This is a genomic window from Streptomyces sp. NPDC001514 (assembly GCF_053597075.1).
The window spans coordinates 125442-150731 of record NZ_JBSFHO010000013.1 but is presented as its reverse complement, the minus strand read 5'-3'; the positions used below and the strand labels follow the sequence as shown (position 1 = coordinate 150731).

Genomic DNA, 25290 nt, shown 5'->3' with positions numbered 1-25290 from the left:
GCCGGTGGGGCCGACGCCGGTGGGGCCGGTGGGGCCGGTGGGGCCGACAGCCTTGCTTTCGGCCGGGATACGAAGGGACGTGGCGGCCGTCTCCGGCGGCTGCGGCGACGCGACTCCGGACCGCTCGCCGCTCCCGGCGGCGGCCGGCGCGCCCGGCGCATCGGACGCGCGGCGATGGGCCTTCTCGGTGCCCGTGGCCGACGGATCGTCCTGGATACGCCCAGGGCCTGCGACGCCATCGGACGCCACGGCCGGGCCGGCGCTGACCGGTCCGGATCCCGCGCTGCCGGCGGGAGCGCCGACGAGCGTCGTGGACAGCGCCCTGAGGGCGTCCGACGGAAGTCCGCGGGTCGGCGCGGACGCGGCCACCGCACCGGACGCGGCGCCCGCAGGAGACGTGCGGGTCGTGGCGCCCGGTCCGACGAGCACAGGCCCGGGACCGCCGTCCGTGCACGGCGCCGCGTCTGCCGCGGCCATGGGCCGTGACGTGGACTCGGACGCGGGGCCGGCCAGTTCGGCCACCGCGCCGGACGCGGGGCCCGGCGGGCTCAGGTCCGTGGTCATGCCGCGACCTCCGGGTGGCCGGGTATGCGGGCGGGGGCGTCGTGGGCGGAGAGGAAGGCGGAGACCGCGCGGTCCCAGCCGAAGAGTTCCGCGCGGGCGCGGGCGGCCTCGCGGCGGGCGGATTCGGGGCGGGAGAGGAGCTCCCGTACCGCGTCCGCGAAGGCTTCCGGAGTGTCGGGGGCAGCGATGCCGGCGTCGCCTATGACCTCCGGGAGGGCGGACGACGCGCTGGCGACGACCGGGGTTCCGCAAGCCAGGGCCTCCAGGGCTGACAGCCCGAAGGTCTCGGCCGGTCCCGGCGCCAGGCAGATGTCCGCCGCCGCCTGCAGGTCCGCGAGTGCCTCGCGGTCGGCGACGTGCCCCAGGAAGTGAACGGGTAGCCGCGCGTCCTGTGCACGCCGGCTCAGCCCGCTCCGCAGCGGACCCTCACCGGCGACGACCAGCGCCGCGCGCACGCCGCTCCCGCGCAGTGCGGCCAGCGCGTCGAGCGCCATACCCGGACGCTTCTCCACGGACAGCCGGGAGCACATCAGCAGCAGGACCTCGGCGCCTTCGGCGTAACGGGCCCGCAGCACCTTGCTGCGCCGCCCCGGCCGGCACCGCTCCAGCTCCACACCCAGCGGCGCGCGGACCACGTTGCTCGCGCCTATCCGGATGAACTCCCGTTCCGCCCACTCCGTGGTGCACACGATCCGCGAGTACGACCAGGCGCTGCGCCGGTTGAGCCGGTCCGCGGTGCGCTCGGCGAACGCGCCCGGCACACCCCACGTGCGGAGCACCCCGTCCGCCGTCTCGTGGGACACCATCACCGAGGGGATCCGGCGCCGCCGTGCCCACTCCCCCGTCCACCGCAGCGTGGTCCGGTCGGAGACCTCCAGCCGGTCGGGCGCGAGCTCCTCGAGGAGCCGGCCGAGCCGCGACCGCCCGGCGAGTACGCGGTAGCCGCCGGTGCCGGGAAGCACCGGTCCAGGGAGCGTGATGACCCGCCCCTGGGGGGTCGTCGTGTCGCTCTCGGCATCGCCGGGCACGACCAGAACCGGCTCGTGCCCGGCCGCGAGATAGCCGCGGCCCAGCTCGCGCAGTGCGGTTCGCAGCCCGCCCGACGCGGGTGTCACGAAGTTCGCCAGCCGCACGATGCGCAGCCCGTTGGTGCTGCTCATGCCGCCACCGCCGTCCGCTCCCGCAGCACCTCGGCATAGTGCCCGAGGAGCTGGTCACCGACTGCGGCCCAGGTGCGGCCCTCGACCGTTTCGCGCCCTGCGCGCCCGTACGCCTCCCGGCGCGCGGGGTCGGCGACGAGGGCCGCCACCGCCTGCGTCACCGCCGCGGTGTCGCGGGGCGGGACGAGGAGTCCCGTACGCCCGTGGTCGACGAGGTCCAGTGGCCCGCCGGCCGCCGGGGCGATCACGGGCACGCCGCTGGCCATGGCCTCCTGCACGGTCTGGCAGAAGGTCTCGTAGGGGCCCGTGTGCGCGAACACGTCGAGCGAGGCGAAGATCCGCGCGAGGTCGTCTCCGGTGCGACGGCCCATGAACACGGCGCCGGGCAGCGCGTCGCGCAGGGACGCTCCGCTCGGCCCGTCGCCGACGACCACGACCTTCACCCCCGGAAGCCCGCAGGCGCCGGCGAGCAGCTCGACGCACTTCTCGGGGGCGAGGCGGCCGACGTATCCGACGATCGTCTCGCCGTTCGGGGCGAGTTCGCGCCGCAGGGCCTCGTCCCGCAGCTCGGGCCGGAACCGCACGGTGTCCACGCCGCGCGGCCAGAGCCGCACCCGGGGCACTCCGTGCTCCTCGAGGTCGCGCAGCGCGGCGCTGGACGGCGCGAGGGTCCGGTCGGCGGCGGTGTGCACGGTGCGGATGCGTCGCCATGCCGTGGCCTCACCGGCACCCATGTACGTACGGGCGTAACCGGCGAGATCGGTCTGGTAGACGGCGACGGCGGGCAGCCCGAGCTTCGCCGCCACCCCCATCCCCCGCACCCCGAGCACGAAGGGGCTGGCGAGGTGGACGACATCGGCGCGGTGCGCGGTGAGTGCCGCGGCCAGCCGTCGGCTGGGCAGGGCCACGCGGACCTGCGGATAGCCGGGCAGCGGCAGGGACGGCACGCGCACCACGGGGCACGGCGCTTCGATGTCTGCCCCGTGCCCGGCGACGGCCGGGGCGATGACAAGCGGATCATGACCGCGGTCGGCGAGGTGCCGGGCGGTCTGCAGGGCGCAGTGCGCCACACCATTGACGTCTGGCGGGAAGGATTCGGTGACGATGACGACACGCATAGGGGTGTTGTCGTCGCGCCGGGGGTGGTGCGGCCAACGTGGATCTTTCCGTGCGGGGAACGTCCTATGAGCGTTTGTCCTACGCCCCCGCCTGGACCGCTGTTCAGGCCCGAGCCTGCCCCGCGATGTCCTACCCTGCCCGTTTCGGCCACTCACCGACGGCGTTTCGGTCGCGGTGCGCATGGGCCGAGGGGTGTGCGTCGGCCTGTGGCGCCAATGGGGTGTCCCCGGCGGATCGTGGCCGCCTGCGGCGGGCTCCTTCCCCCCGCCGCCCCTTCCCCGAACCGGGGACAACCCCAGACCCCCTGGACGTGTCCGGTACCGACCGGGCGGGCTCATGATGAGCCTCCACCGGGGGTCCCTCACGCCGCCGCGCCCGCAAACGGAGCCGGGGGCGGAGCCGCACATCGACACGGCGGGATGGGGCGAGGAGGGAAAAGCACCACCGGTCGCAGACAGCACCCCGCAGCGCTCGCGCCGCGCCGCTTCCGTCGGCGCGCGCGGCCGGCCCGTGCACTCGGCGCGCGGCCGGCGGTACTCATCGCGCGCCATCTGCCCGTGCCTCGGCCCGCGGCCGTCGTCGCGCGGCGCGCCGCAACGCCCGGACAGCACCCGGTCAGCGCGCGGTCGGCGCCCCGCCCTCGGCGTGGACGCGGTGCGCGCTCGGCCGCCGCGGCCATGGTCGCGCCGCCCGCGCCGGCTCAGTGCGGAGGCGTGTCCGGGCCGATGCGGCTGTGGGCCGCCGTCTGGACCTCGGCCTCCTCGGCCGGGTCGGCGGCGAGGCGGCGGAGACGATCGGCGACGCGTGCGTCGCCGGTTTCGGCGTGGAGGGCGGCGACTTCTCTCGTGGTCTCCTCGCAGTCCCACAGGCATTCGACGGCGAAGCCGGTGGCGAAGGAGGGGTCGGTCGCGGCGAGGGCGCGTGCCGTGCGGCCGCGCAGGTGCGAGGACGCGGTCTCGCGGTAGATGTGGCGCAGGACGGGTGCCGCGCATTCGATGCCGAGCCTGCCCGTGCCGTCGACGAGGGTCCACAGGAGCGGGGCGTCGGGTCCGTCCGCGCGGACGGTCTCGCGGAGGGCGCCGAGGACCAGCTCGGTGTCCTGGGTGCCCCCTCGGCAGGCCAGGACACCGGCGGCGGAGGCGCCAAGGGCGTCGGGCCGACGGGCCCAGCCGCGGGCCCGGTCGACCGCGGCCTCGCCGCACATCCGCTCGAAGGCCGACACGGCGGCATCGGCGACCACGCGGGACCCGTCGAGCACGGCGGCCTCGATGAGATCCAGCACGGCGGGATCCTGTGCCTGGGCCAGGTAGTGCAGGGCAGCGCACCTGGCGCCGTCGGGTCCGCTGCGCGCCGCCTCGATGATCATGGTGCGGTCGTCGGGTCCGGCGACGGCGGTGAGACAGCGGGCGGCCGGCACATGCAGCACGCTGCCGCGCTCGTGCCCTTGCTGGGCCCACTCGAAGACGGCTCGCACGCTCCAGCCGGGCCGCGGCCCGCTGGGCCGCAGCTGCCGCTGCCAACGGTCGAAGGAGCCGCGTTCCTGAGCGGCCCGCACCCGCGCGCCCACCGCATCCCGCTGGTCCTCGGCCCACAGCCGCCACGGCCGCGGTTCGAAGGCGTCGCGCACGGCGGTGGCCAGCTCGGCGTCGCCCTCCGGGGTGGCCGGGAAGCGGGCCAGTACGGGCCCGGCGAGCAGGCGCAGTCCGTTGTCGTCGTCGCGCAGGGCGAGCTCGTCGAGGGCCCAGGCCCAGTTGGATCCGGCCGCGGCGTAGCGCCGCAGCAGGGACAGGGCGTCATCACGTCCGTACGAGGCGAGGTGGCCGAGCACCGCGAGCGCGAGCCCGGTCCTCGTCTCGTCCGCGTCGATGTGGTCGTCGACCCCGAAGAGATGGGCCTCGATCTCGTCGAGCCCACCGTGGAGATCCAGGTAGAGGCGTGCGTAGTAGAGGGAGCGGTTCTCCACCTGCCAGTCGTGGCGGGGGTCGCTCAGCACGCAGTGGTTGAGGGCCGCGAGGGCTTCGGCACGGGGTGCGGCGAGCGCGTGGAGCGTGCCGTCGCCGCGGCCCCTCTGCAGCAGGCCGAGCAAGGTGCCGCTCGGCGCTATGACTGGTTCGAACATGGAAAATGCCTCACATCAAGCTGTCGACGCAACCGGGAGTGTGTTCGCCTAGGCCGCGCAACAACATGATCGGCTGCCCGTCGTCTTCCGCTTGGTGTAGACCATCTTCCTCTGCCTCTCGTCGGTGGCCCGTTGCGGGCCCGACGTCATGATGACCCAGCCGTTTCGCCGCCGCGACCACATTTACGGCGCCGCTCTCACCTGGCGTTCAACACCCGTTCACTGCTTGCCGAACAGCTCCAGGAGGTCTGTCTTCCCAAACATCCTCGCGGTATCCACCGCGGACGGAGTTCCTGCTTCCGGATCGGCTCCGCCGTCGAGGAGGGCGCGGATCACCGCGTCCTCGCCCTTGAAGACGGCACCGGCGAGCGGGGTCTGGCCCCGGTCGTTGGCCCGGTCCGCGTCGGCCCCGCGGTCGAGGAGGGCCCGCACCGCCCGGTCGTGGCCGTGGTAGGCGGCGAGCATGACGAGCGAGTCGCCCTTGTCATTGGTGAGGTTCGCCGGGACACCGGCGTCGACGTAGGCGGCGAGCGCCTCGGCGTCGCCCTGACGCGCCAGATCGAAGATCCTGGTCGCGAGCTCGATCACCTCGGGATCCGGGGTTTCGCTCATGGGACGGACTACCTTCCGCTGCGTTGACCTGGTGCTGGGTGGTGCTGGTACGGGTGCCGAGTGCGGTCGGGCAGCACGTACGAGTGAATCGACAGGGTACTGCCCGTGGCGCGACATGACGGCGCCCCTCCACGGCAAAGATCAACGCGCCCCGGGCAACCAACCGGCGTACGCCACTCGGGTGAAAAGTCCTGATATTCACCCGTTTGCACCTTTTATCGCATAGATACTTTCTGTGAGACTGGAAGAACTCATGGTGACTGTCCCCTCAACCAGGAGAACAACTCATGATCCTGTCCATCTCAGGCGTCGTGCTGCTGGGAATCATCGTCTTCCTGTTCTTCAAGAAGGACGGGCTGAAGGCGTCGCACGCCCTGGTCAGCGCCCTCTTCGGCTTCTACCTCGCGGGGACGGCCATCGCCCCGAGCATCACAGCAGGAGGCGCCAGCCTCGCCAGCCTGCTGGGCGGGATCAAGTTCTGACGCCCCCGCACCGCCCCTTCCACAACTCAAGGAGCAGGAGAACCACGTGGCCCGGCGACCACTCCCCCGCATTCTGAGCAACGGCACCGAACGGATCGCTCGCAGCCGAGAGCTCGCGCGGACAGCCGCCGACAACGCCACGGACGTACTCCAGCCGCTCATCACAATCAGCCGCGGACTGCGGCTGCTGGCCGCCGCCGGACGGCGCAAATGGGCCGAAACGCCGAAGGAACGACGCGGCCCCACGCTCTTCCTGGCGGCGGCCTGCGTGCTGGTGGTCGCTCTCGTCCCGTACGGGCCGCTGCTCGGCCTGATCACGACGATGGGGCTGGCGGGTTGGATGGGGCGGGAGCGTACGCCTGTGAGGACCGGGCCCGACGAGGCGGCGGTGGCGCGGCTGCAGGCGCTCTACGAAGCGCTCGTGCCGTACTTCTCCGTAGCGGAGGACCCGAGTCCGCTGTTCGCCCACGGCGGGGAGTGGGCGAAGGCGTTCAGCGACCACGAGTTCGACGGCGCCGGCCGGCTGACGCGGCTGCGGGTGCGCTACCCGGCCTACTTCACCGACGGCGAGGCCGAGGCGCGTACCCGCATCGAGCAGTTGCTGCACGCCAAATCGGGACGTGGCCGCGAGTACCTCTTCGACTGGGACGAGGAGAGCAACCAGCTCGTCATGCGCGTGCTGCCCGCGCTCCCCACCACGATCGCCGCCCAGCCGTTCGTCACTGCTCCCGGGGAAACGGTGCTGGGCTTCACCGACCCGGGCGCCGTGCAGCGGACGGTGCCGGTCGTCATCGGCGGCGAGACCAAGGACGCCCCGCCGGTGGTGTGGCGCACCGGCCCCCGCTCGACGGAGCCGCATCTGCTGGCGGTCGGCCAGCCCGGGAGCGGTACGACCACGCTGCTGCGCTCGATCGCCCTCCAGGCGCTTGCCCACGGCGATGTGCTGATCGTGGAGGGCAGCGGCACCGGTGAGTACGCGTGTCTGACGGGGCGGACGGGCGTACTGGCCGTCGAATGCGGGCTCGCCGGGGCACTGGCGAGCCTGGAGTGGGCGGCGCACGAGACGGAACGGCGGCTCATCGCGGCGAACCGGGCCCGGCAGGCGGGGCATCCCGCACCCGAGGACACCCGCAGGCCGCTGTGGATCCTCGTGGACCGGCCCAGTGTGTTCAGCCACCTCGCGGCGGCGGACGGGCGCACCGACCCGCAGCAGCTGCTGCAGGTGCCGCTGAGGCACGGGCGGGCGGCGTCGGTGACGGTGGTCGTGGCGGACCAGTACGACAGCCTGGAGTTCCTGTCCGAGACGGTACGGAGCCACACGCGCGCCCGCGTGGTCCTGGGGCCCAGCACACTCGAACAGGTCCGGACGGTGCTCGGCGTGCCGCCGCACACGACCCCGACGTCCGACGTGCCGCCGGGCCGCGGCTACGCGCGGCTCGGCACCGCCGCGGTGCTGCGCCTCCAGGTCCCGGCGACCCCGGACCCGTACGACGAGGCCACGAGCGAGCCCCACCGCCAGGCGGTCCTCGCGCTCCTCCCGGAACGCACGGCTCCCTCCGCCGAGGAAATCCCGGACCCGGTCCCGGATCCGGTCCCGGCCCCCCACGCGACCGGAACCCCGGTCCCGGCCGAGGGCTGACGGCGGTCGGCCTCGGGCCGCGCCGTCGGCGACCGCCTGCCGCCGGTAGGAAGGGGACGCGTAGAAGCGCCCCACAGACAGGGGTTCGGGCATTCGCCCACGCGCACCGGCACCACCCACACCCACGGCACAGGCCGCGCGGCACACCCCCGCGCCCCGGGCGGCCCCGACTTCATGGCACCGGCTACGCCCCGACGACCCTCGCACCCCAACCACCCGCACCGCGGACGGCGTGGCCGTCAGGCCACGAACGTCCGCGGTGCCTCCGTGCCCGTCGTCGCCCCCGTCTCCACCAGCCGTGCCGCCGCCGCAAGCCGCATCGCCGCCTCGTCGGCGACCGGGCCGCCGACCGTGAAGGGAAGGCGGACGTAGCCCTCGAAGGCGCCGTCGACCCCGAAGCGCGGGCCCGAGGGGACGCGGACTCCGACGCGTTCGCCCACCTCGGCCAGGCGGGAGCCCGACAGGCCGCCGGCGCGGACCCAGAGGGTCAGGCCGCCCTGCGGAACGACGAACTCCCAGCCGGGCAGCTCCCGGCGGACGGCCGCCACCAGAGCGTCGCGGTTCTCGCGGGCCTGGGCCCGCCGGACCGCGACCGCCTTCTCCCAGCCGCCCGTGCTCATCAGCCAGTTGACGGCCAGCTGCTCCAGGACCGGGGTGCCGAGGTCGGCGTAGGCACGGGCCGCGACCAGGGAGCGGATGACGTCCGGGGCGGCCCGGACCCAGCCGATGCGCATGCCCGCCCAGAACGCCTTGCTGGCGGAGCCGACCGTGATGACCGTCGAACCCGCCGCGTCGAAGGAACAGACGGGGCGGGGCATCTCCAGGTCCGGCTCGAGGCAGAGCTCGGACATCGTCTCGTCGACGACGAGCACGGTCCCGGCCGACCGCGCGGCGTCCACGAGCGACCGCCGCTGGTCCTCGTCGGCCAGCGCCCCCGTCGGGTTGTGGAAGTCGGCGACGACGTACGCGAGACGGGGGGCCGCGTCGCGCAGGACCTGGCGCCAGCGCGGCAGGTCCCAGCCCGCCAGCCCCTCCGCCATGGCCACCGGCACGAGCCGGGCCCCGGCCTCCCGCATGAGCTGCAGGATGTTCGCGTACGAAGGCGACTCGACCGCTATGCGCTCACCACGCCCCGCGAAGAGATGGCAGATCGCGTCCATCGCGCCCATCGCACCCGTGGTGACCATGATCTGCTCGGGCATCGTAGGGATCCCGCGCTCCGTGTACCGCTCCGCGAGCATCTGACGCAGGGCGGGCAGGCCCGCCGGATAGTCGCCGTGGGTGTGCGCGTACGGCGGCAGCTCCTCCAGCGCGCCCTGGACGGCACGGGTCAGCCACGGCTCGGGAGCCGGCAGGGCCGCACAGCCGAGGTCGATCATCGAGCCCAGCGACTCCGGCGGCAGGGGCTCGAGACCCCGCGCGGGCAGGGGGTTCCCGGCGGGGACCGCGGTCCAGCTGCCCGCGCCCCTGCGGGACTCGAGGAACCCTTCCGCCCGCAGGGCCTCGTACGCCGCCGCCACCGTCGTACGGCTCACGGCGAGGGCCACCGCGAGCTCGCGCTCGGCGGGCAGCCGAGCGGCGACCGGCACCCGGCCCTCGAGGACGAGCAGCCGGATGCCGTCGGCGAGCGCACGGTAGGCGGGTGGCTTGCGCGTACCGGGGCCGGCCGGGCGGGGCTGCTGCCCGTTGAGCTGGCGGGCGAGTTGCGCTGCCCCCACCGCTGAAGTCCACTGCGCCATGGAAGTCAGTCCACCTTCCCCGGATTGGCCATGGTTGACACTGCTTTCCCAGCCACAGAGTGTCACGCATCAGTCCACTCTCACCACTGGGGGGCAGAATTTTGTCCACGCTGTTTCGTCGGCTGCTGCAGCTCTACCTCGGCCTCGCGCTGTACGGCGTGAGCTCCGCCCTCCTCGTCCGCGGCGGTCTCGGCCTCGAGCCGTGGGGCGTGCTGCACCAGGGCCTCGCCGAGCGGACCGGACTGACCATCGGCGTGGTCTCGATCATCGTCGGCGCCGTCGTCCTGCTCCTGTGGATCCCGATCCGCCAGAAGCCGGGCCTCGGCACCGTCTCCAACGTCTTCGTCATCGGCATCGCGATGGACGGCACCCTCGCGCTCGTGCCCGGTGCGCACGGCCTCGCCACCCAGATCCCGGTGATGGCCGCCGGGATCGTGCTCAACGGTGCGGCGACGGGCCTCTACATCTCCGCCCGCTTCGGCCCCGGTCCGCGCGACGGCCTGATGACGGGCCTCCACCGCGTCACGGGCCGCTCGATACGCCTGGTCCGCACCGCGATCGAGGTCGCGGTCGTGGCCACCGGTTTCGTCCTCGGCGGATCGGTCGGCGTCGGCACGGTGGCGTACGCCCTGTCCATCGGCCCGCTGGCCCAGCTCTTCCTGCGCGTTTTCGCCATCCCGTCTGCGGACGAAGGAAGCCGGGTGGTCGCCGGGGCGTCATCGGAGCAGGCCATACTGCCCCGGTGAATCGCGTACCCCACCCCCGGCATCCGTATCTCGACCACCCCTCCCCCATACCGTTCGCGCATCGCGGCGGCACGGCCGACGGACTGGAGAACACGGCCGCCGCCTTCCGCCGCGCGGCGGCGACCGGCTACCGCTACTTCGAGACGGATGTGCACACCAGTGCCGACGGGAAGCTGGTCGCTTTCCACGACTCGACGCTCGACCGGGTCACGGACGCCCGTGGCCGGATCGCGGACCTGCCGTGGAGCGAGGTGAGCCGGGCCCGGGTCGCGGGCAAGGAGCCGCTGCCGCTCTTCGAGGAGCTGCTGGAGGAGTTCCCGGAGGCCCGCTGGAACGTGGACATCAAGGCCGAGGGCGCGCTCGAGCCGCTCGTCGACCTGGTGCGGCGCATGGCGGCCTGGGACCGGGTCTGCATCGGCTCGTTCTCGGAGAGCCGGGTGTCGCGGGCGCACCGGCTCGCGGGCCCGCGGCTGGCGACCTCGTACGGCGTGCGCGGGGTGCTGGGGCTGCGGCTGCGCTCCCTCGGCATTCCGGCGGCGGTGCGCGCGGGCGTGGTCTGCGCGCAGGTCCCCGAGTCGCAGAACGGCATCAAGGTCGTGGACCGGCGCTTCGTACGGGAGGCTCACGCGCGGGGGCTCCAGGTGCATGTGTGGACCGTGAACGACGCGGATCGGATGGCCGCCCTCCTGGACCTGGGAGTGGATGGCATCATGACCGATCATCTGGAGACGCTGCGCACGGTGCTGACCGACCGGGGAGTCTGGGTCTGAACGGTCGGTACGGTCCGGGCGCCGCGCGTCTTCTCCACGGGGACGATCGAGGGGGCCGCATGACCGCCGATACCGCGGACCGGACCACCGGGCCGGACGACGGCGAACGCCGGCGGCAGCAACGCGGGTGGTACTTCTACGACTTCGCCTGCTCCGTCTATTCCACGAGCGTGCTCACGGTCTTCCTCGGCCCCTATCTGACGTCGGTCGCCAAGGCCGCGGCGGACGCAGAGGGCTTTGTCCATCCGCTCGGCATCCCGGTCCGGGCCGGTTCGGTCTTCGCCTACGCGGTGTCCGTCTCGGTGGTGCTGGCGGTGCTGGTGATGCCGCTGGCGGGCGCCGTGGCGGACCGCACGGGCCGGAAGAAGCCGCTGCTCGCCGTCTCTGCGTATCTGGGGGCCACCGCCACGGCGGGCATGTTCTTCCTGGACGGCGACCGCTATCTGCTGGGCGCGTTCCTGCTCATCGTCGCGAACGCGTCGCTGTCCGTGTCGATGGTGCTCTACAACGCGTACCTGCCGCAGATCGCCGAGCCCGACGAGCGGGACGCGGTGTCCTCGCGGGGCTGGGCCTTCGGCTACACATCGGGTGCCTTCGTGCTCGTACTCGATCTGGTGCTGTACACGGGGCACGAGTCCTTCGGGCTGTCCGAGTCGGAGGCGGTACGCATCTGTCTCGCGTCGGCCGGAGTGTGGTGGGGTGCGTTCACGCTGGTACCGCTGCGGCGGCTGCGCGACCGGCGCCTGGCGGCGGGCGACGGGCTTCCGCGTGGCGAGGGTGCGGTCGGAGCGGGCTGGCGGCAGCTCGTCGCGACGCTGCGGGACATGCGCCGGTATCCGCTGACGCTGTCGTTCCTGCTCGCGTACCTCGTCTACAACGACGGTGTGCAGACGGTGATTTCGCAGGCGTCCGTGTACGGCTCCGAGGAGCTGGAGCTGGATCAGACGACACTGATCACGGCGGTGTTGCTGGTGCAGGTGCTGGCGGTGGTGGGTGCGCTGGGGATGGGCCGGCTGGCCGGGACGTACGGCGCGAAGCGGACGATCCTCGGCTCGCTGGCGGTGTGGACGCTGATCCTGGGGGCCGGGTACTTCCTGCCGGCGCGGACGCCGGTGTGGTTCTACGCACTCGCCGCCGCGATCGGGCTGGTGCTCGGCGGCAGCCAGGCGCTCTCGCGGTCGCTGTTCTCGCATCTGGTGCCGCGCGGCAAGGAGGCCGAGTACTTCTCCGCGTACGAGATGAGCGATCGCGGGCTGAGCTGGCTGGGGCCGCTGGTGTTCGGTCTGGCGTTCCAGCTGACGGGCAGCTATCGGGATGCGATCATCTCGTTGGTGATCTTCTTCGGACTGGGATTCGTGCTGCTCGCACGGGTTCCGGTGCGGCGTGCGGTGGCGGCCGCGGGGAACCCCGTACCGGAACGGATTTAGACGTTGAAGTGAAAGGCCGGTAGTGTACGCCTTTGGCCTGCCAGGCGGACCGTTACTGCGTGCTGAATACGTCAAAACGCTGGGTGACACTTTCTGCCAGATGTGACAAACCGGGCATTGGTGGGTACAACAAGGGGCGGCACGACGGGCGACGACGCATGACCCGCAACGGGAATGCAACGGGAATCTTTACCGCCGACCGGACGTTGACCGGATGACGACGACAGCGACACCTGTCCTGTGGGCGACAAGCCCGGGAGGCACGATTCATGAGTGAGCGAGCTCTTCGCGGCACGCGCCTCGTGGTGACCAGCTACGAGACCGACCGCGGCATCGATCTGGCCCCGCGCCAGGCGGTGGAGTACGCATGCCAGAACGGACATCGTTTCGAGATGCCGTTCTCGGTAGAGGCGGAAATTCCGCCGGAGTGGGAGTGCAAGGCGTGCGGCGCCCAGGCACTCCTGGTGGACGGGGACGGCCCCGAGGAGAAGAAGGGCAAGCCCGCGCGTACGCACTGGGACATGCTCATGGAGCGGCGCACCCGCGAGGAGCTCGAGGAGGTGCTGGCCGAGAGGCTGGCGGTCCTGCGCTCCGGCGCCATGAACATTGCGGTGCACCCGCGCGACAGCCGGAAGTCCGCGTAACGACGCACCACCCATAGAGAACAAAGAGCCGCGGGCTGCCGCACACGGAATGTGTGCCGCAGCCCGCGGCTTTTCCACGCCTCCCGCGGCTTTTCCACGCCTCGGTGGCTCGGACGACTCGCCGCCTGTGCGGCCTGTCCGGGTACCGGGACAGGCCGCACAGGCGGACTACGGGGTCAGCGGAGGGCGCAGGCCCTCGTCCTGGCGGGGCGGCGTGGGCGGCACGTCCTCGCGGATGACCTCACCCTGCACGATCTTTCCGTCCGGGCGGTGAATACGGGCCTGCCGAAAGGCATCGCCGAGGGAACCGGGAGCGGCCTGCCGCATCCTGCGCTCCAGCGACTTCTCCGCGTAGCGCCCCAGAGCCGCACGGACCTGCGGAACGAGCAGCAGCAGTCCCGCGGTGTCGGAGATGAGACCGGGCAGCATCAGCAGCAGTCCGCCCAGCATCAGGAAACCGTTGCCGCTGCTCGAGCGCTCCCCGGGCGCAGCCGTGGGCACAGCGCCCGACTGCTGCTGCTGAAGGGTTTCGGTGAGGCTGCGGAAGGCGCGGCGGCCGGCCCGCTTGATGACCACGGCGCCGAGCACCCCGCCGCCCACGAGCAGGGCGAACACGGTGAACCCGCCGGCCGCTCCGGCCACGACCGTCAGCAGCCAGATCTCCAGCACCAGCCAGGCGGCGATGCCGAGCGGAAGAAGGGTACGGGCGCGTGAGCGCTTGGGGGCGGTCGGTGTCGGTACGCCGGTCGTCATGCCCCCAGTGTGCCTGGGCGCCCGACGGAGTGGCGTAAAGGTGAGATCAGGACGGGCGCCTGGAAGAGCCCCGGCCCAGCAGACGGCCGGCCCGCGAGGCGATGCCCCAGGCGGTGACCCGCCAGAGCGCCTCGACGAGGATGTCCTTGCTCATCTTGGAGTCCCCGCGCTCGCGCTCCACGAACGTGATCGGGACCTCCACGACATGGAAGCCGGCGCCGACGGCGCGACGGGCCAGATCGACCTGGAAGCAGTAGCCCGCGGAGGCCACGTCGTCCAGGCCGAGACCCTCCAGGGTCTCCTTGCGGAAGGCGCGGAAGCCGCCGGTGACATCGCGGATCGGGACGTCCAGCAGCACGCGGGAGTAGAGGCTGCCGCCCCGGGAGATGAACTCGCGGGACTTGGGCCAGTTGACGATCCGGCCGCCGGGGACCCAGCGGGATCCGAGGACGAGGTCGGCGCCCTTGAGCGCCGTGAGGAGCCGGGGCAGCTCCTCGGGCTGGTGGGAGCCGTCGGCGTCCATTTCCACGAGGACGCCGTAGCCGTGCTCGATGCCCCAGCGGAAGCCCGCGAGATACGCGGCACCGAGCCCTTCCTTGCCCTTGCGGTGCAGGACGTGCACCTGTGCGTCCTCGCAGGCGATCTCGTCGGCGATCTTGCCGGTCCCGTCGGGGCTGTTGTCGTCGGCGACCAGGATGTCGGCCTCCGGCACCGCGGAGCGCACCCGCGAGACGATCGGCTCGATGTTCTCCGCCTCGTTGTAGGTGGGGATGATCACCAAGGCTCTGCCGAGCGGGCCGTACCGCCTCTGACCACCGTCGTTCACTGCTGCCCCTAACGTCCGTACGCAGAGCCCCACCATAGCGAGCGCCCGTGACGGCGCCACCACGGCACGGACATACGGGAGAACGGATCGGGGCCCGGCGTCCTTCGGGCCGGCCCGGGACCCGCTGGCTGCGGGTCGACCGAGAGCCGTTGTCTACTGAACGCCGGGCCCCACCCGGGTCGCACCTTCCCCCGAGCTCCTGCGGAGCAGGGGGGACCCCCACCGGCCGAAACCTTCCCTCGCCCCCGAGGCGCGGGCGCTGAACCTGGCTCCCAGTGGTGGTGCGCCGGTGCGGCGCACCACCCCATGACCCAGCGGCGTTCGACGACTGCGTGGAGGTTCGACCGGTCGGACGTCCTGTGGTGGACTCGGCCGAACCTACCGGCCCCCGGCTGCGGTCTGTCAACAGTCGTGTGATCTGCGGCGATTGGCCGAATCGGCTGGTCAGCGACGAAGATCCGCAGGTCGCGACCGAGCCGTCGGCGCGTCGATCGACGGTGCGAAATATCCCGATGTCACTCGTTCGGTCTTACGTAGACCGTTTGTCCGAAGACCACGGTGCGCAGGCAGACCGGGAGCGCCGTGCCCGGGGTGAGATCGGGCAGGCCAGGGGTGCCGGAACGGGGGTCGGTCGACCAGCGGGCGACCCGGTCGTCGGGGGCCTGGACGACGAGTTCGCCGGTGCGCCAGATCGCGTAGTCGGCGGGCGCTCCGGGCACCAGCGTGCCCGCGTCGTCCCGCCCGATCGCCCGCCAGCCGCCCCGGGTGTGGGCGGTGAACGCGGCGCGCACGGAGATCCGGTGCTCGGGCGTGCGATGGAAGGCGGCGGCGCGGACCGTGCCCCAGGGGTCGAGCGGGGTCACCGGGCTGTCCGAGCCGAAGGCCAGCGGCACACCGGCGCGCAGCAGCGCGGCGTACGGGTTGAGGGTGCGGGCGCGTTCGATGCCCAGGCGCTGGGCGTACATCCCGGTGTCGCCGCCCCAGGCCGCGTCGAAGGCGGGCTGCACGGAGGCGGTGAGTCCGTACTCGGCGAAGGCGGCGATGGTCTCGGGGGTGAGCATCTCGGCGTGCTCGACGCGGTGCCTGGCGGCCCGGATCCGGGCGAGTCCCAGGGCGGACACGGCGGCGCGCATTCCCTCGATGACGTTGCTGATCGCGTGGTCGCCGATGGCGTGGAAGCCGGCCTGGATCCCGGCCTCGGTGCAGGCCGTGACATGGGCGGCGACGGCCGCCGCGTCGAGGTGGGCGACTCCGGAGTGCGGGGCGTCGGCGTAGGGCTCGTGGAGGCAGGCGGTGTGCGAGCCGAGCGAGCCGTCGGCGAAGAGGTCGCCAGCCGCGCCGACGGCCCCGAGGGCGCGTGCCCGCTCCACGTCCCTGTCGGCCCAGTAGCCGACGACGCGCGGACCCGGCTCGTCGGAGGCCGTCTTGAGGAGGCCGACGAAGTCGTCCTCGGACGAGATGTCCGGCCCCGCGCACTCATGGACGGTGCCGATGCCCAGGGATGCGGCGTGCCGGAGTGCGGCGCGCTGGGCCGCGGCCCGCTGCTCGGGGGAGACGGCGGCGTACGCGGCGGAGCGCACGGCGTGGTGGGCGTCTGCGGTCAGCGGCTCACCGTCGCGGAAGCCGGGCATGCTCCGGACCCCCGGCACCAGGTCCAGCAGTGCGGTGGTGACGACGGCCGAGTGGACGTCGACACGGGTGAGATAGAGCGGACGGCCTCCGGTGAGCTCGTCCAGCTCGTCGCGCCGGGGCGGCCGCTGCTCGGGCCACCGCGAGGCGTCCCAGCCGTGCCCGATGAGGATGCGGTCGGTGGGCCGCGCCGACGCGTACGCGCGGATGCGGTCCGCGGCCTCGGCGAGCGAGGCGGCGCCGGACAGGTCGAGGCCGGTGAGCGCGAGCCCGGTGGCCGTGGTGTGCACGTGCGCGTCCACGAACGCGGGGGTGACCAGGGCGCCTTCCAGGTCGATGACCTCGTCGACGCCGGACGCGAAGGCGTCGGCAGCCCCCTCGGAGCCCACCCAGGCGATGTGCCCGCGCTCCACGACCATGGCGGTGGCGAACGGATCGGCGGGGCTGTGTACGTCACCACCGCGCAGCAGCACGGTGCGGTGTTCGGCCGGGGGCGCGCTCTCACTCATGGGGAACAGCCTAGATTCGCGGCGGCCGTGCCTCGTACGGGGTGGAGAGCACCACGGTCGTCCGGGTGGACACACCGGCCAGCGAGCGGATCTGCCCGAGCAGCTCCTCCAGCTCCAGCGGGGTGGCGACACGGACCTTGAGGATGTAGTTCTCGTCCCCGGCGACGCTGTGGCAGGCCTCGATCTCGGGCACGCCGGCGAGCCGCTCGGCGATGTCGTCGGGGGCACTGGGGTCGAAGGGTTTCACCGAGATGAACGCCGTGAGCGGCAGCCCGACCTCTTCCGGGTCCACGACGGCGGCGTACCCGCGGATGACGCCGCGCTGTTCGAGCCGCCGGACGCGCTGATGCACCGCCGAGGTGGACAGGCCCGTGGCCTTGCCCAGGTCGGTGTAGCTCATGCGCCCGTCCTTGACGAGCAACTCGACGATCTGACGATCCAGCTCCTCCATGCGGATCAACCTATTGCCCCGGGTCGCTTCCGGCACAGTCGGGTGCACGGCCGGATGCCCCGTGGACCGGCACCTGCGGCAGGCATGTGACGAACACCACAGGCCGAGGACCGTGTCCGTCGGGACCTCACGGTTACCCACCGGGCCCGGAGGGAAGTGCTTGGTGTGGTCGAGGCCACGATTGCCTGGTCGGCCCACCCGAGGGGGAGAATCTCCATGCAGAGTGTGAAGCGCACCGGACGTACTGAACCGGAGCCTCTTGATTCCGTCGCATCCCACGAGGACGACGAGCTCGACGCCTATGACACGTTCGAGATGTACCGGGTGATCTGCCCGGACTGCGCGCAGCCGATCGCGCTGCTCGCCGACGAGGACGCGCTGCCGGAGCACGCACTGTGCCCGACGCCGTGGAATCCGTTCGTGCTGTCTGTGTGTGCAGGGACCGGCCGGCCGGCCGCGGACGCGCGGCCCGCCGACGAGTCCCTGGAGGTCCAGGAGCAGGACACCGCGCTCCTGTTGACGCTCCCGCAGGGGCTCGACTGGCGCACGCAGCCCTTCTCCCACGTCGGCGGTCCGGGCTCGCGCCCCATCAAGGTGCCCGGGATGCGGCGGGCCGCCTGAGGGCCACTCGTCTCCGTCTCTACCAGTACGTGCCCTGCACCATGGCGGCGAGGCTGTCGTGGTGCAGGATCATCCGGTCCGGGTTCTCCGGCACCTCCACCTCTTTGAAGTGCACCTGGCGGTAGGCCACGCGCAGCATCACGACGGCGTGCCGGAGGGCGGCGTAGAGGGTGTAGAAGTCCATGTCGCGCGGTGTGTGGCCGGTCAGTTGGGCATAGCGCCGCTCGATGCGGTCCCGGCGCAGGAAGTCCGGCAGTCCGGCCTGGCCGAAGCCGACGGTCAGGTCCTGGAAGAAGCGGTGCAGGTAGATCGTCCAGCCGAGGTCGACCTCGCGCGGGGCGAGCGCGGCCATCTCCCAGTCGAGTACGGCTGCGGGCGCGAAGCCGTCATAGATGATGTTGCCGATGCGGGCGTCGCCCCAGTTCTGTACGGCGGGGCCCTCGTCGGCGGGCCAGTGTTCCTCCAGCCGGTCGAAGGCCCGCTCGATGAGCGGTGAGCGCGGCAGTCCGTCCACGACCCAGGCGTAGTAGTCGCGTTGGGCGTCGACGTGGCGTCTCAGCGGGCTGCCCTCGCCGGCCGCGACCGGGTACTGGTCGTGAAGCCGGGCGATGAGGGAGATGGTGGACTCCTCCAGCGCGGCGCGTTCGGCGTCGGTCGCCGCGTGCAGCCAATTGCCCTCGTACGTATAGGGCATGATGTCCGGCGGTACACGGCCGTCGACCCGCTCCATGACGAAGAACGGCGCGCCCAGCGGCCCCGGATCCTCCTCCAGCCACAGCACGCGCGGCACGGGCAGATCGGTGTGCCGGGCGACGCCGCGCATGGTCTCGTACTGCGCGCGCAGATCGTAGACGGGGAAGATCGTGTACGCGTCCGGGTCGGCGGCGAGACGCAACGCGCAGGCGTGCAGGGGCGGCTCCGGGTGGTCGATGTCGAACAGCAGCGTCTCGCTGGACATGCCGTTGGACTCGGGTACGCGGATGTTCGCGACCTTGGCTCCGGGCAGCCGCGCGTCCAGCCAGGCAGTCAGCCGGAGGGCGAGGGCCTCCGGATCGCGGGTGGTGGTGCGGGGGCGGGGTGCCGTGGGCATGGCGGGTGCTCCTCGCGGGGTGGTGGGCGGGCGGTGGGTGGGTCGTCCGGGCGGGGCGCCGGGGGGCGCCTTCGGCGGGGGTGGGGAGGCCCGCCGCAGGCGTCGCCCTCGCGGACGCCCTACGCGACCGAGTCGTAGCCGGTGAAGCCGCTCGGGTCGTGGCGGCCGAAGGTGCCGTGTTCGAAGATCCCGTAGCCGGTGCGGCCTTCGAGGGTGAAGCGAGCGGCGTGGTCGGTGACGCCGTACGCGGCCATGGGGTGGGCCCCGGGGTCCGAGAGGTCGTACGTCCGGCGGTCGGTCCAGCCGCGGCCCCGCCATGTGCCGTGCTGCCAGTCGCCCGCGGGCGGGTAGCCGGCGCCGACGGCGAGCGGGGACGAGCAGAGGGTCTCCACGCCGAGCTCCAGCGGCTTGCGGGCCCGGTCGGTCAGGTGGATGACCGCGCGCTCGGGGTGGCGCGTGCCGGGGCGGTAGGTGACGTCGGTGTGGGGCCAACCGAGCTGGACGTCGGGCTCGCCGTCGCGCACGAGCACGGCTTCGCCGAGTGTGCGGTAGCCGTCGGCGTCCTCCTGGGCGATGACCATCAGGAAGCGGTCGTCGAAACGGGCCGGCACCCAGAGCCAGTGGAAGCCCTCGGGGCGGAACTCGTCGGCGCGGCCCGGCTCTTCGCCGGGTATGGGCCGCACCCCCCAGCTGCGGTCGCGCGTGCCGGTCCACTCCCCCGCCGTCACGGCGAACTCGTCGCCGCCTGCCCGGATCGTGCCGGTGCAGCGACCGGCCTGCACGAAGCGGCGCCCTTCGAGGATCAGCCGCTCGCCGCGCCGCTGGACGTGGTGGGGCTCCCAGACGGCCGGGAAGTCGGCCTGCCAGGCGATGTCGTACGAGAGCGACCCGGGGTCGCAGGGATCGGCCTCGCAGCGCAGCCGGATCCGCCGCAGCGGCTCGTCGACCGTGATGTGCAGCGGTCCGACGGACAGCCTCATCCGGTCGTCACCGAGCGCGTCGGATGCCCGTACGGCGTGCAGTCGGTCGCCGATGCGCAGGGTCGCGTAGGCGTCGATGATCCCGGTGTTGGGGTAGACGCCCAGGCCCGCGATGAGCAGCGCTCGGCCCTCGTGGTCGAGGACGTGGAAGATGCACCGGTCGTAGGCGTTGCGGTCACCCGTGACGACGTGCTTCATCGAGAGCGGAGCCTGGTGGATCGGGTACTCGTCGAGCGCGATCGGACGGTCCTCTGGCACGGCGGCCTCCTGGTCGGCAGGGAAATTGACGGTACGTCAGATGCCCTGCCGAGGGCCATACTCGTGTCACCACCACGAGACTGCGCGCGCCCCGGAGCACGCGAGTGCGTTCGATCCAGGCCGCTCCGGGGCCGCCGCCGAGGTCACCCGTGGACCACCGTGAGACAGATTCGGGCCCACTTCAGAGCCCCGTTGCGCCGGCCACCGCTCGCGGGACCCCACGACGGGTACATCACGAACTGCCGCTCGAATTGACGTGCCGGTGACCCCGCGCGGCCGGCGGGCGTTTTGACGGACATGACCCCGCAGTACCCCTCGGGCGGCCCGGGCCGCCGGCGCCTGACGACGCCACGTCAGGAAGAATCGGTTCCGCACTCCGCGGACCCGCCCATCTACCTCGATCTCCTTCGCCACTGGGCGAGCGCGGGCCGGACCCTGCCGGGCCGCCGTGACCAGGAGTGGAACAGGCTCACGGCGGCGCCGGCGTGGTCCCCGCGGACGGGATGGGTCAGCGGGACTCTGGCCCAGCGAGGTGACGGGCGATGACCATGCGCTGGATCTGATTGGTGCCCTCGACGATCTGGAGCACCTTGGCCTCGCGCATGAGCCGCTCGACCGGGAAGTCCGCGGTGTAGCCGTACCCGCCGAGGATCTGGACCGCGTCCGTGGTCACCTGCATCGCCGCGTCCGTGCAGAACAGCTTGGCCATGGCGGCCTGCTGGGAGAACGGCCTGCCCGCGTCCCGCAGCCGGGCGGCGGCGAGATACAGCGCACGGCCCGCCTCGATCTTCGTCGCCATGTCGGCGAGCATGAAGCGCAGCCCCTGGAAGTCCGCGATGGGGTGGCCGAACTGCTGCCTGCCGGTGGCGTACGAGACCGCCTCGTCGAGCGCCGCCTGGGCGACGCCGATGGCGCAGGCGGCGATGCCGAGGCGCCCGGAGTCCAGCGCCGAGAGCGCGATCGCGAAGCCCTGCCCCTCGTCGCCGATGCGACGGGAGTCCGGGATGCGCACGCCGTCGAAGTGCAGCTGGGCCGTGGGCGAGCCCTTCATCCCCATCTTCTTCTCGGGCGCGGCGGCGCTCAGGCCCTCCGCGTCACCCGGCACCAGGTACGCCGTGATGCCGCGCGCACCCTCGCCGCCCGAGCGGGCGAGGACGGTGTAGAAGTCGGCGACGCCGCCGTGGGTGATCCAGGCCTTGGTGCCGGTGAGCACCCAGTCGTTCCCGTCGCGCACCGCCTTTGTACGCAGGGAGGCGGCGTCCGAGCCGGAGGACGGCTCGGAGAGGCAGTAGGCGCCCAGGAGTCCGCCGCCGAGCATCGCGGGAAGGTGCTCGGCCTGCTGCTCCTTGGTGCCGTAGTTGGCCAGGGCATGGCAGGCGAGGGTGTGGACGCTGACCCCGAGTCCGACGGTGAGGCGGGCGGCGGCGAGCTCTTCGAGTACCTGGAGGTACACCTCGTACGGCTGGTCGCCGCCGCCGTACGCGGAGTCGTACGGCAGGCCGAGCAGACCGGATTCGGAGAGCAGGGCGAACATGTCGCGCGGGAAGTGGCCCGCGTCCTCCTCCTCGGCCGCGCGGGGTGCGATCTCCCGCTGGGCGATCTCTCGGACCAGGGCGATGAGATCCCTGGACTCCTCGGTGGGCAGCATGCGGTCCACCGGCTGCGGGGCGCGGTCGGGCATTACGGCGCTCTCCTCCCTGTCGGGCGCTGCGGCGGTCGCGCGCGAAGGGTAGGGCGGCGCCGCCGGATGTCACCTGGTGCGCCGATGCTGCCCTCCCGGATCACGGAAGTGGCTGACCAGCGGCTGTGGCGGGTTGAGTATGCCCGATCCGGGGGCGTCCGTCACGGGGTGGAATTTTCCGTTCCGCTTTGCCGAGGCACTCTTCGGCCTCTTCTCGAACACGCCTCGAAATTGGTCCGAACCATTGACTCAGTGGTCTAGTCCTTCTACCGTCCCCCTGGAGACATGACCCGTTCATGCCATGTCTGCCGAAGCACCGTCCCCCACACGCTCTCCCTCCCCCCACGAGGAGACACACGATGCTCGGATCCCCACCCCCACACACGCGCCTGCGGGCGCTGATCACCGGTGTCTGTGCGGCCGTGCTGGCCGCGGGCCTGCTCGGCGGCGCGGGCACCGCCACGGCGGGCGGAACCGCCGGCACCGCACGCACGACGACCGCGGCCGCGAGGCCCGCCGCAGCGCCCATGGCCGGGTCCAAGGTGGTCGGCTACTTCACCAACTGGGGTGTCTACGGCCGCAATTACCATGTCAAGAACATCCGGACCTCCGGCTCGGCGAACAAGCTCACGCACATCAACTACGCCTTCGGCAATGTCACGGGCGGCAAGTGCGTGATCGGTGATTCCTTCGCGGACCACGAGAAGGCGTACACCGCCGACCAGTCCGTGGACGGCGTCGCCGACACCTGGGACCAGCCGCTGCGCGGCAGCTTCAACCAGCTGCGCAAGCTGAAGAAGCTGCACCCGAATCTCAAGGTCATCTGGTCCTTCGGCGGCTGGACCTGGTCGGGCGGCTTCACCGAAGCGGCGAAGAACCCGGCGGCCTTCGCCCAGTCCTGCTACAGCCTCGTCGAGGACCCGCGCTGGGCCGACGTCTTCGACGGCATCGACATCGACTGGGAGTACCCCAACGCCTGCGGGCTGTCCTGCGACACCAGCGGCCGCGACGCCTTCAAGAAGCTGATGTCGGCGCTCCGTGCGAAGTTCGGCACGTCGAACCTCGTCACCGCGGCCATCACGGCCGACGCGAGCAGCGGCGGCAAGATCGACGCCACGGACTATGCGGGCGCCGCCCGGTACGTCGACTGGTACAACCCGATGACGTACGACTTCTTCGGCGCCTGGGCCGCCCAGGGTCCGACCGCCCCGCACTCCCCGCTCACCTCCTACCCCGGCATCCCGCAGCAGGGCTTCACCACGGACGCGGCGATCAAGAAGCTCAAGGGCCTCGGGATCCCGTCGGGCAAGCTGCTGCTGGGCATCGGCTTCTACGGGCGCGGCTGGACCGGTGTGACCCAGAAGGCCCCGGGCGGCACGGCGACCGGGCCGGCCCCGGGCACGTACGAGCAGGGCATCGACGACTACAAGGTGCTCAAGACCAAATGCCCGGCCAACGGCACCGTCGCGGGGACGGCGTACGCGCACTGCGGGACGCAGTGGTGGAGCTACGACACGCCCGCGACCGTCGCCGGGAAGATGACGTACAAGAACCAGCAGGGCCTGGGAGGCACGTTCTTCTGGGAGCTGAGCGGTGACACGGCGAACGGGGAGCTGATCAAGTCGATCAGCTGAACCGGGACGGACCGGAGGGGGCGGGGAACGGGTCGGTTCCTCGCCCCCTCTGTCACAGCGGTCCGGCTGTCACAGCAGTCCGGCCTGGGTGACGAGCATCGCGAAGACGACCACGAGGGTCCAGCCCAGGATGTGTTCGAGGATCTTGGGGCCGTCTTCCTTGGGACCGCCGGTGCGGGCCCGGGCGGCGGTGGCGGTGGTCGCGGTCATGGCTGCTCGCTCGGTCGTCGTCGTGGTCATGGACGTCCCCCCACTGACATACCGGTCCACAGTGCCAGGCGCACGGCTCGCGGGCAGTGACACCGGTCACCCACCCGCGGGCCGGGGCGCGCGCGTCAGTGGATACCGAGGGCGGCAAGAGCCTTGCGCTGGGCGGCTGTCGGGCGCTCGGGCCAGTAGAGGTAGCAGACGCCGCCTGTGCCGGACACCACCTTCCCGCTCGCGTTGTACCGCTTGGTACGGAGCCAGATGTTCTCCCACTCGCGGCGACGGTAGACCCGGCGTACGGCGTCGTTGCTCGGCGAGGCCGGATCGTTCGCGATCACGTCGCCGTCGGCGGTGAAGCCGATGACGGTCATCAGATGGCCGGAGGTGCCGTACCCGGCGCCCGTCAGTTCCTCCTTGAGGAAGGACTGCGACGTGATGGCCGGGATGCCGGCCCGTACGAGGTTCTCCAGCTCGCCGAGCGTCCGCAGCCGGGTCACGACGGCGTTCATGTCCCGGTAGGTGGCCGCGTAGGCGGCGTTGAAGGGCCAGTTGCCGCAGCCTTCGTACTGGTAGTCGAAGGTGTGCCGGGCCGCGTGGCAGACCTGGGGGTCGGCGAAGTCCGGGTTGACCCAGGCGAGATCACCGGCGGTCGGCTTCCGTCCCCAGTACTCGATGATCATCTGCGACGAGGTGGGGCTGCACCACGCCTCGCCGCCGTTGTCGTACTCCGGGTACTGGCCGACGTGCGTGTTCTGCGAGTACCGGGGCACGGCCAGCTCCCGTGCGAGGCGGGGAGTGGACGCGGGCACGGTGAAGCGGTCCGGGATGTCGGACGCCATGGCGCCCACCCGCCAGACGGTTGGGCTGAGCTTCGTCCCGGGCGTGCGGCAGAGGGTGAGGCGCATCCGGTAGGAGCTGAGCCGGAGGCCGGTCGCCGGGTCGTCCACGGAGAAGGTGTCGGTCCAGATGGTGCCTCGGCCGTCGGTCTGGTCGTCGAGGGAGGTACGGCGGATGTCGGTGTCGCCGTCGCCCGAGGTCCAGCGGCCCATGACGAACCAGGGGGTCGCCGTGCCGTCCGAGTACGTACCCGCCAGCTCCACCTGCAGCCAGGTGCCCGCCGGGGTGCGGGCGTTCCAGGAGGCGATGACCTCGGTCGCGGGCACCGAGGGGCGGTGCACGGGCGAGGTCCAGGTGGCGTACTCCCAGGCCTTGGTCCTCCCGGTGTGCGGGTCGGCGTAGTCGACGCGGCCGGCGGGGGTCGCGATGACCAGGGCGGGCCGGGGCCCGGCGAGGGGCTGGGTGCCGTTCCGCTCGCCCTGCCGCCAGTCGGCGTACGAGGTCCAGAAGCGGTTGTCGACGAGCGGGCCGGCCGCAGCCGTGGCAGATGCCCCGGCCCGGCCCGCTCCGGAAGGGGTGGCGGCCGTCGTCGGAGCGGCCCGGGCCACCGAGGCCGCTCCGGCCGCGGCGGCGAGTGCCGCGGTGAGGACGGTTCTGCGCGAAGCGGGTCTGGTCATGGGACCTCCGTCTCGGTGCGCGACAGTCTCGCGGTGCGCACAGGCGCGATGGGGCGCTCGGGGCGGCGCGCAGGGCAGGCGCGCACGGGTCGTGACAGCGGGACGACTCCCGGCAA

Annotated in this window: 22 protein-coding genes; 8 read left to right on the top strand and 14 right to left on the bottom strand. The window is 72.2% G+C overall.

Annotated elements, in window-relative coordinates:
• Positions 1-560: 560 nt before the first annotated feature.
• The 4 genes from ACWCXB_RS16505 to ACWCXB_RS16490 form a co-directional block, all read right to left on the bottom strand.
• Positions 561-1724, bottom strand: coding sequence for a glycosyltransferase (locus ACWCXB_RS16505; protein ID WP_450723346.1), 1164 nt, complete (start codon positions 1722-1724; stop codon positions 561-563).
• Positions 1721-2842: a glycosyltransferase family 4 protein gene (locus tag ACWCXB_RS16500; protein ID WP_450723344.1), complete on the bottom strand. Its 1122-nt coding sequence runs from the start codon at positions 2840-2842 to the stop codon at positions 1721-1723. The genes ACWCXB_RS16505 and ACWCXB_RS16500 overlap by 4 nt, the downstream gene beginning before the upstream one ends.
• Before the next feature lie 701 nt (positions 2843-3543).
• Entirely contained in the window at positions 3544-4962 is a 1419-nt protein-coding gene (locus ACWCXB_RS16495; RefSeq protein WP_450723342.1) for a HEAT repeat domain-containing protein, read from the bottom strand.
• Positions 4963-5181: 219 nt separating this feature from the next.
• On the bottom strand, positions 5182-5574 hold the full coding sequence (locus ACWCXB_RS16490) for an ankyrin repeat domain-containing protein (protein ID WP_450723340.1): 393 nt from the start codon (positions 5572-5574) through the stop codon (positions 5182-5184).
• Positions 5575-5861: 287 nt separating this feature from the next.
• Here ACWCXB_RS16490 and ACWCXB_RS16485 point away from each other — a divergent pair, with 287 nt between their 5' ends.
• A complete protein-coding gene (locus ACWCXB_RS16485) occupies positions 5862-6056 on the top strand; it encodes a hypothetical protein (RefSeq protein ID WP_093658158.1) in 195 nt (64 codons plus the stop codon).
• A 46-nt stretch (positions 6057-6102) separates the two neighbouring features.
• Positions 6103-7695 carry a hypothetical protein gene (locus ACWCXB_RS16480; RefSeq protein WP_450723338.1) on the top strand — a complete coding sequence of 531 codons (1593 nt, stop codon included), beginning with the start codon at positions 6103-6105 and terminating at the stop codon, positions 7693-7695.
• A gap of 239 nt (positions 7696-7934) precedes the next feature.
• On the opposite strand, the gene ACWCXB_RS16475 is transcribed toward ACWCXB_RS16480, so the two are convergent.
• The gene (locus ACWCXB_RS16475; protein ID WP_450723336.1) at positions 7935-9434 is read right to left on the bottom strand and encodes an SCO1417 family MocR-like transcription factor; all 1500 of its coding nucleotides are present in this window, start codon (positions 9432-9434) and stop codon (positions 7935-7937) included.
• Positions 9435-9502: 68 nt separating this feature from the next.
• On the opposite strand from ACWCXB_RS16475, the gene yczE reads away from it, so the two are divergent.
• The 4 genes from yczE to ACWCXB_RS16455 all read left to right on the top strand — a co-directional run bounded on the left by yczE (position 9503) and on the right by ACWCXB_RS16455 (position 13021).
• Complete coding sequence (yczE, locus tag ACWCXB_RS16470) at positions 9503-10180, top strand: membrane protein YczE (protein ID WP_450723399.1); 678 nt, start codon at positions 9503-9505, stop codon at positions 10178-10180.
• Complete coding sequence (locus ACWCXB_RS16465; protein WP_450723334.1) at positions 10177-10950, top strand: glycerophosphodiester phosphodiesterase family protein; 774 nt, start codon at positions 10177-10179, stop codon at positions 10948-10950. Before yczE ends, ACWCXB_RS16465 begins: the two co-directional genes overlap by 4 nt.
• Positions 10951-11009: 59 nt before the next feature.
• Positions 11010-12377 (top strand): MFS transporter, encoded by a 1368-nt coding sequence (locus ACWCXB_RS16460; RefSeq protein WP_450723332.1) that lies wholly within the window; start codon positions 11010-11012, stop codon positions 12375-12377.
• A gap of 269 nt (positions 12378-12646) precedes the next feature.
• Positions 12647-13021: an RNA polymerase-binding protein RbpA gene (locus tag ACWCXB_RS16455; protein WP_003959706.1), complete on the top strand. Its 375-nt coding sequence runs from the start codon at positions 12647-12649 to the stop codon at positions 13019-13021.
• A 168-nt stretch (positions 13022-13189) separates the two neighbouring features.
• Here ACWCXB_RS16455 and fxsA read toward each other — a convergent pair whose 3' ends face one another.
• The 4 genes from fxsA to ACWCXB_RS16435 form a co-directional block, all read right to left on the bottom strand.
• Entirely contained in the window at positions 13190-13774 is a 585-nt protein-coding gene (gene fxsA, locus ACWCXB_RS16450) for an FxsA family membrane protein (protein WP_450723330.1), read from the bottom strand.
• A gap of 46 nt (positions 13775-13820) precedes the next feature.
• The gene (locus ACWCXB_RS16445) at positions 13821-14600 is read right to left on the bottom strand and encodes a polyprenol monophosphomannose synthase (RefSeq protein WP_450723328.1); all 780 of its coding nucleotides are present in this window, start codon (positions 14598-14600) and stop codon (positions 13821-13823) included.
• Between the two features lie 515 nt (positions 14601-15115).
• A complete protein-coding gene (locus tag ACWCXB_RS16440; protein ID WP_450723326.1) occupies positions 15116-16738 on the bottom strand; it encodes an amidohydrolase in 1623 nt (540 codons plus the stop codon).
• Positions 16739-16748: 10 nt separating this feature from the next.
• Positions 16749-17189, bottom strand: coding sequence for an Lrp/AsnC family transcriptional regulator (locus ACWCXB_RS16435; RefSeq protein WP_450723324.1), 441 nt, complete (start codon positions 17187-17189; stop codon positions 16749-16751).
• A 216-nt stretch (positions 17190-17405) separates the two neighbouring features.
• On the opposite strand from ACWCXB_RS16435, the gene ACWCXB_RS16430 reads away from it, so the two are divergent.
• Positions 17406-17810, top strand: coding sequence for a hypothetical protein (locus ACWCXB_RS16430; protein WP_450723322.1), 405 nt, complete (start codon positions 17406-17408; stop codon positions 17808-17810).
• Positions 17811-17829: 19 nt separating this feature from the next.
• Here ACWCXB_RS16430 and ACWCXB_RS16425 read toward each other — a convergent pair whose 3' ends face one another.
• The 3 genes from ACWCXB_RS16425 to ACWCXB_RS16415 form a co-directional block, all read right to left on the bottom strand.
• Positions 17830-18900 carry a phosphotransferase family protein gene (locus ACWCXB_RS16425; protein ID WP_450723320.1) on the bottom strand — a complete coding sequence of 357 codons (1071 nt, stop codon included), beginning with the start codon at positions 18898-18900 and terminating at the stop codon, positions 17830-17832.
• Between the two features lie 119 nt (positions 18901-19019).
• Complete coding sequence (locus ACWCXB_RS16420) at positions 19020-20138, bottom strand: hypothetical protein (RefSeq protein ID WP_450723318.1); 1119 nt, start codon at positions 20136-20138, stop codon at positions 19020-19022.
• 508 nt (positions 20139-20646) lie between these two features.
• A complete protein-coding gene (locus ACWCXB_RS16415) occupies positions 20647-21819 on the bottom strand; it encodes an acyl-CoA dehydrogenase family protein (RefSeq protein WP_450723316.1) in 1173 nt (390 codons plus the stop codon).
• 359 nt (positions 21820-22178) lie between these two features.
• On the opposite strand from ACWCXB_RS16415, the gene ACWCXB_RS16410 reads away from it, so the two are divergent.
• On the top strand, positions 22179-23453 hold the full coding sequence (locus tag ACWCXB_RS16410; protein WP_450723314.1) for a glycoside hydrolase family 18 protein: 1275 nt from the start codon (positions 22179-22181) through the stop codon (positions 23451-23453).
• A gap of 69 nt (positions 23454-23522) precedes the next feature.
• Here the strand turns inward: ACWCXB_RS16410 and ACWCXB_RS16405 are convergent, their stop codons facing one another.
• Together ACWCXB_RS16405 and ACWCXB_RS16400 are read right to left on the bottom strand one after the other, a co-directional pair.
• Positions 23523-23693: an SCO1431 family membrane protein gene (locus ACWCXB_RS16405; protein ID WP_450723312.1), complete on the bottom strand. Its 171-nt coding sequence runs from the start codon at positions 23691-23693 to the stop codon at positions 23523-23525.
• A 95-nt stretch (positions 23694-23788) separates the two neighbouring features.
• On the bottom strand, positions 23789-25174 hold the full coding sequence (locus tag ACWCXB_RS16400; RefSeq protein ID WP_450723310.1) for a peptidase C39 family protein: 1386 nt from the start codon (positions 25172-25174) through the stop codon (positions 23789-23791).
• Between the last annotated feature and the right edge of the window lie 116 nt (positions 25175-25290).

Bases quoted from the DNA above. Each gene is read 5' to 3' on its own strand.
- ACWCXB_RS16500 (WP_450723344.1), bottom strand. From the start codon at position 2,842: ATGCGTGTCGTCATCGTCACCGAATCCTTCCCGCCAGACGTCAATGGT.
- ACWCXB_RS16430 (WP_450723322.1), top strand. From the start codon at position 17,406: ATGCAGAGTGTGAAGCGCACCGGACGTACTGAACCGGAGCCTCTTGAT.
- ACWCXB_RS16435 (WP_450723324.1), bottom strand. From the start codon at position 17,189: ATGGAGGAGCTGGATCGTCAGATCGTCGAGTTGCTCGTCAAGGACGGG.
- ACWCXB_RS16475 (WP_450723336.1), bottom strand. From the start codon at position 9,434: ATGGCGCAGTGGACTTCAGCGGTGGGGGCAGCGCAACTCGCCCGCCAG.
- ACWCXB_RS16415 (WP_450723316.1), bottom strand. From the start codon at position 21,819: ATGCCCGACCGCGCCCCGCAGCCGGTGGACCGCATGCTGCCCACCGAG.
- ACWCXB_RS16460 (WP_450723332.1), top strand. From the start codon at position 11,010: ATGACCGCCGATACCGCGGACCGGACCACCGGGCCGGACGACGGCGAA.
- ACWCXB_RS16405 (WP_450723312.1), bottom strand. From the start codon at position 23,693: ATGACCACGACGACGACCGAGCGAGCAGCCATGACCGCGACCACCGCC.
- ACWCXB_RS16485 (WP_093658158.1), top strand. From the start codon at position 5,862: ATGATCCTGTCCATCTCAGGCGTCGTGCTGCTGGGAATCATCGTCTTC.
- ACWCXB_RS16495 (WP_450723342.1), bottom strand. From the start codon at position 4,962: ATGTTCGAACCAGTCATAGCGCCGAGCGGCACCTTGCTCGGCCTGCTG.
- ACWCXB_RS16400 (WP_450723310.1), bottom strand. From the start codon at position 25,174: ATGACCAGACCCGCTTCGCGCAGAACCGTCCTCACCGCGGCACTCGCC.
- ACWCXB_RS16455 (WP_003959706.1), top strand. From the start codon at position 12,647: ATGAGTGAGCGAGCTCTTCGCGGCACGCGCCTCGTGGTGACCAGCTAC.
- ACWCXB_RS16410 (WP_450723314.1), top strand. From the start codon at position 22,179: ATGCTCGGATCCCCACCCCCACACACGCGCCTGCGGGCGCTGATCACC.
- ACWCXB_RS16440 (WP_450723326.1), bottom strand. From the start codon at position 16,738: ATGAGTGAGAGCGCGCCCCCGGCCGAACACCGCACCGTGCTGCTGCGC.
- fxsA (WP_450723330.1), bottom strand. From the start codon at position 13,774: ATGACGACCGGCGTACCGACACCGACCGCCCCCAAGCGCTCACGCGCC.
- ACWCXB_RS16490 (WP_450723340.1), bottom strand. From the start codon at position 5,574: ATGAGCGAAACCCCGGATCCCGAGGTGATCGAGCTCGCGACCAGGATC.
- ACWCXB_RS16425 (WP_450723320.1), bottom strand. From the start codon at position 18,900: ATGCCCACGGCACCCCGCCCCCGCACCACCACCCGCGATCCGGAGGCC.
- ACWCXB_RS16505 (WP_450723346.1), bottom strand. From the start codon at position 1,724: ATGAGCAGCACCAACGGGCTGCGCATCGTGCGGCTGGCGAACTTCGTG.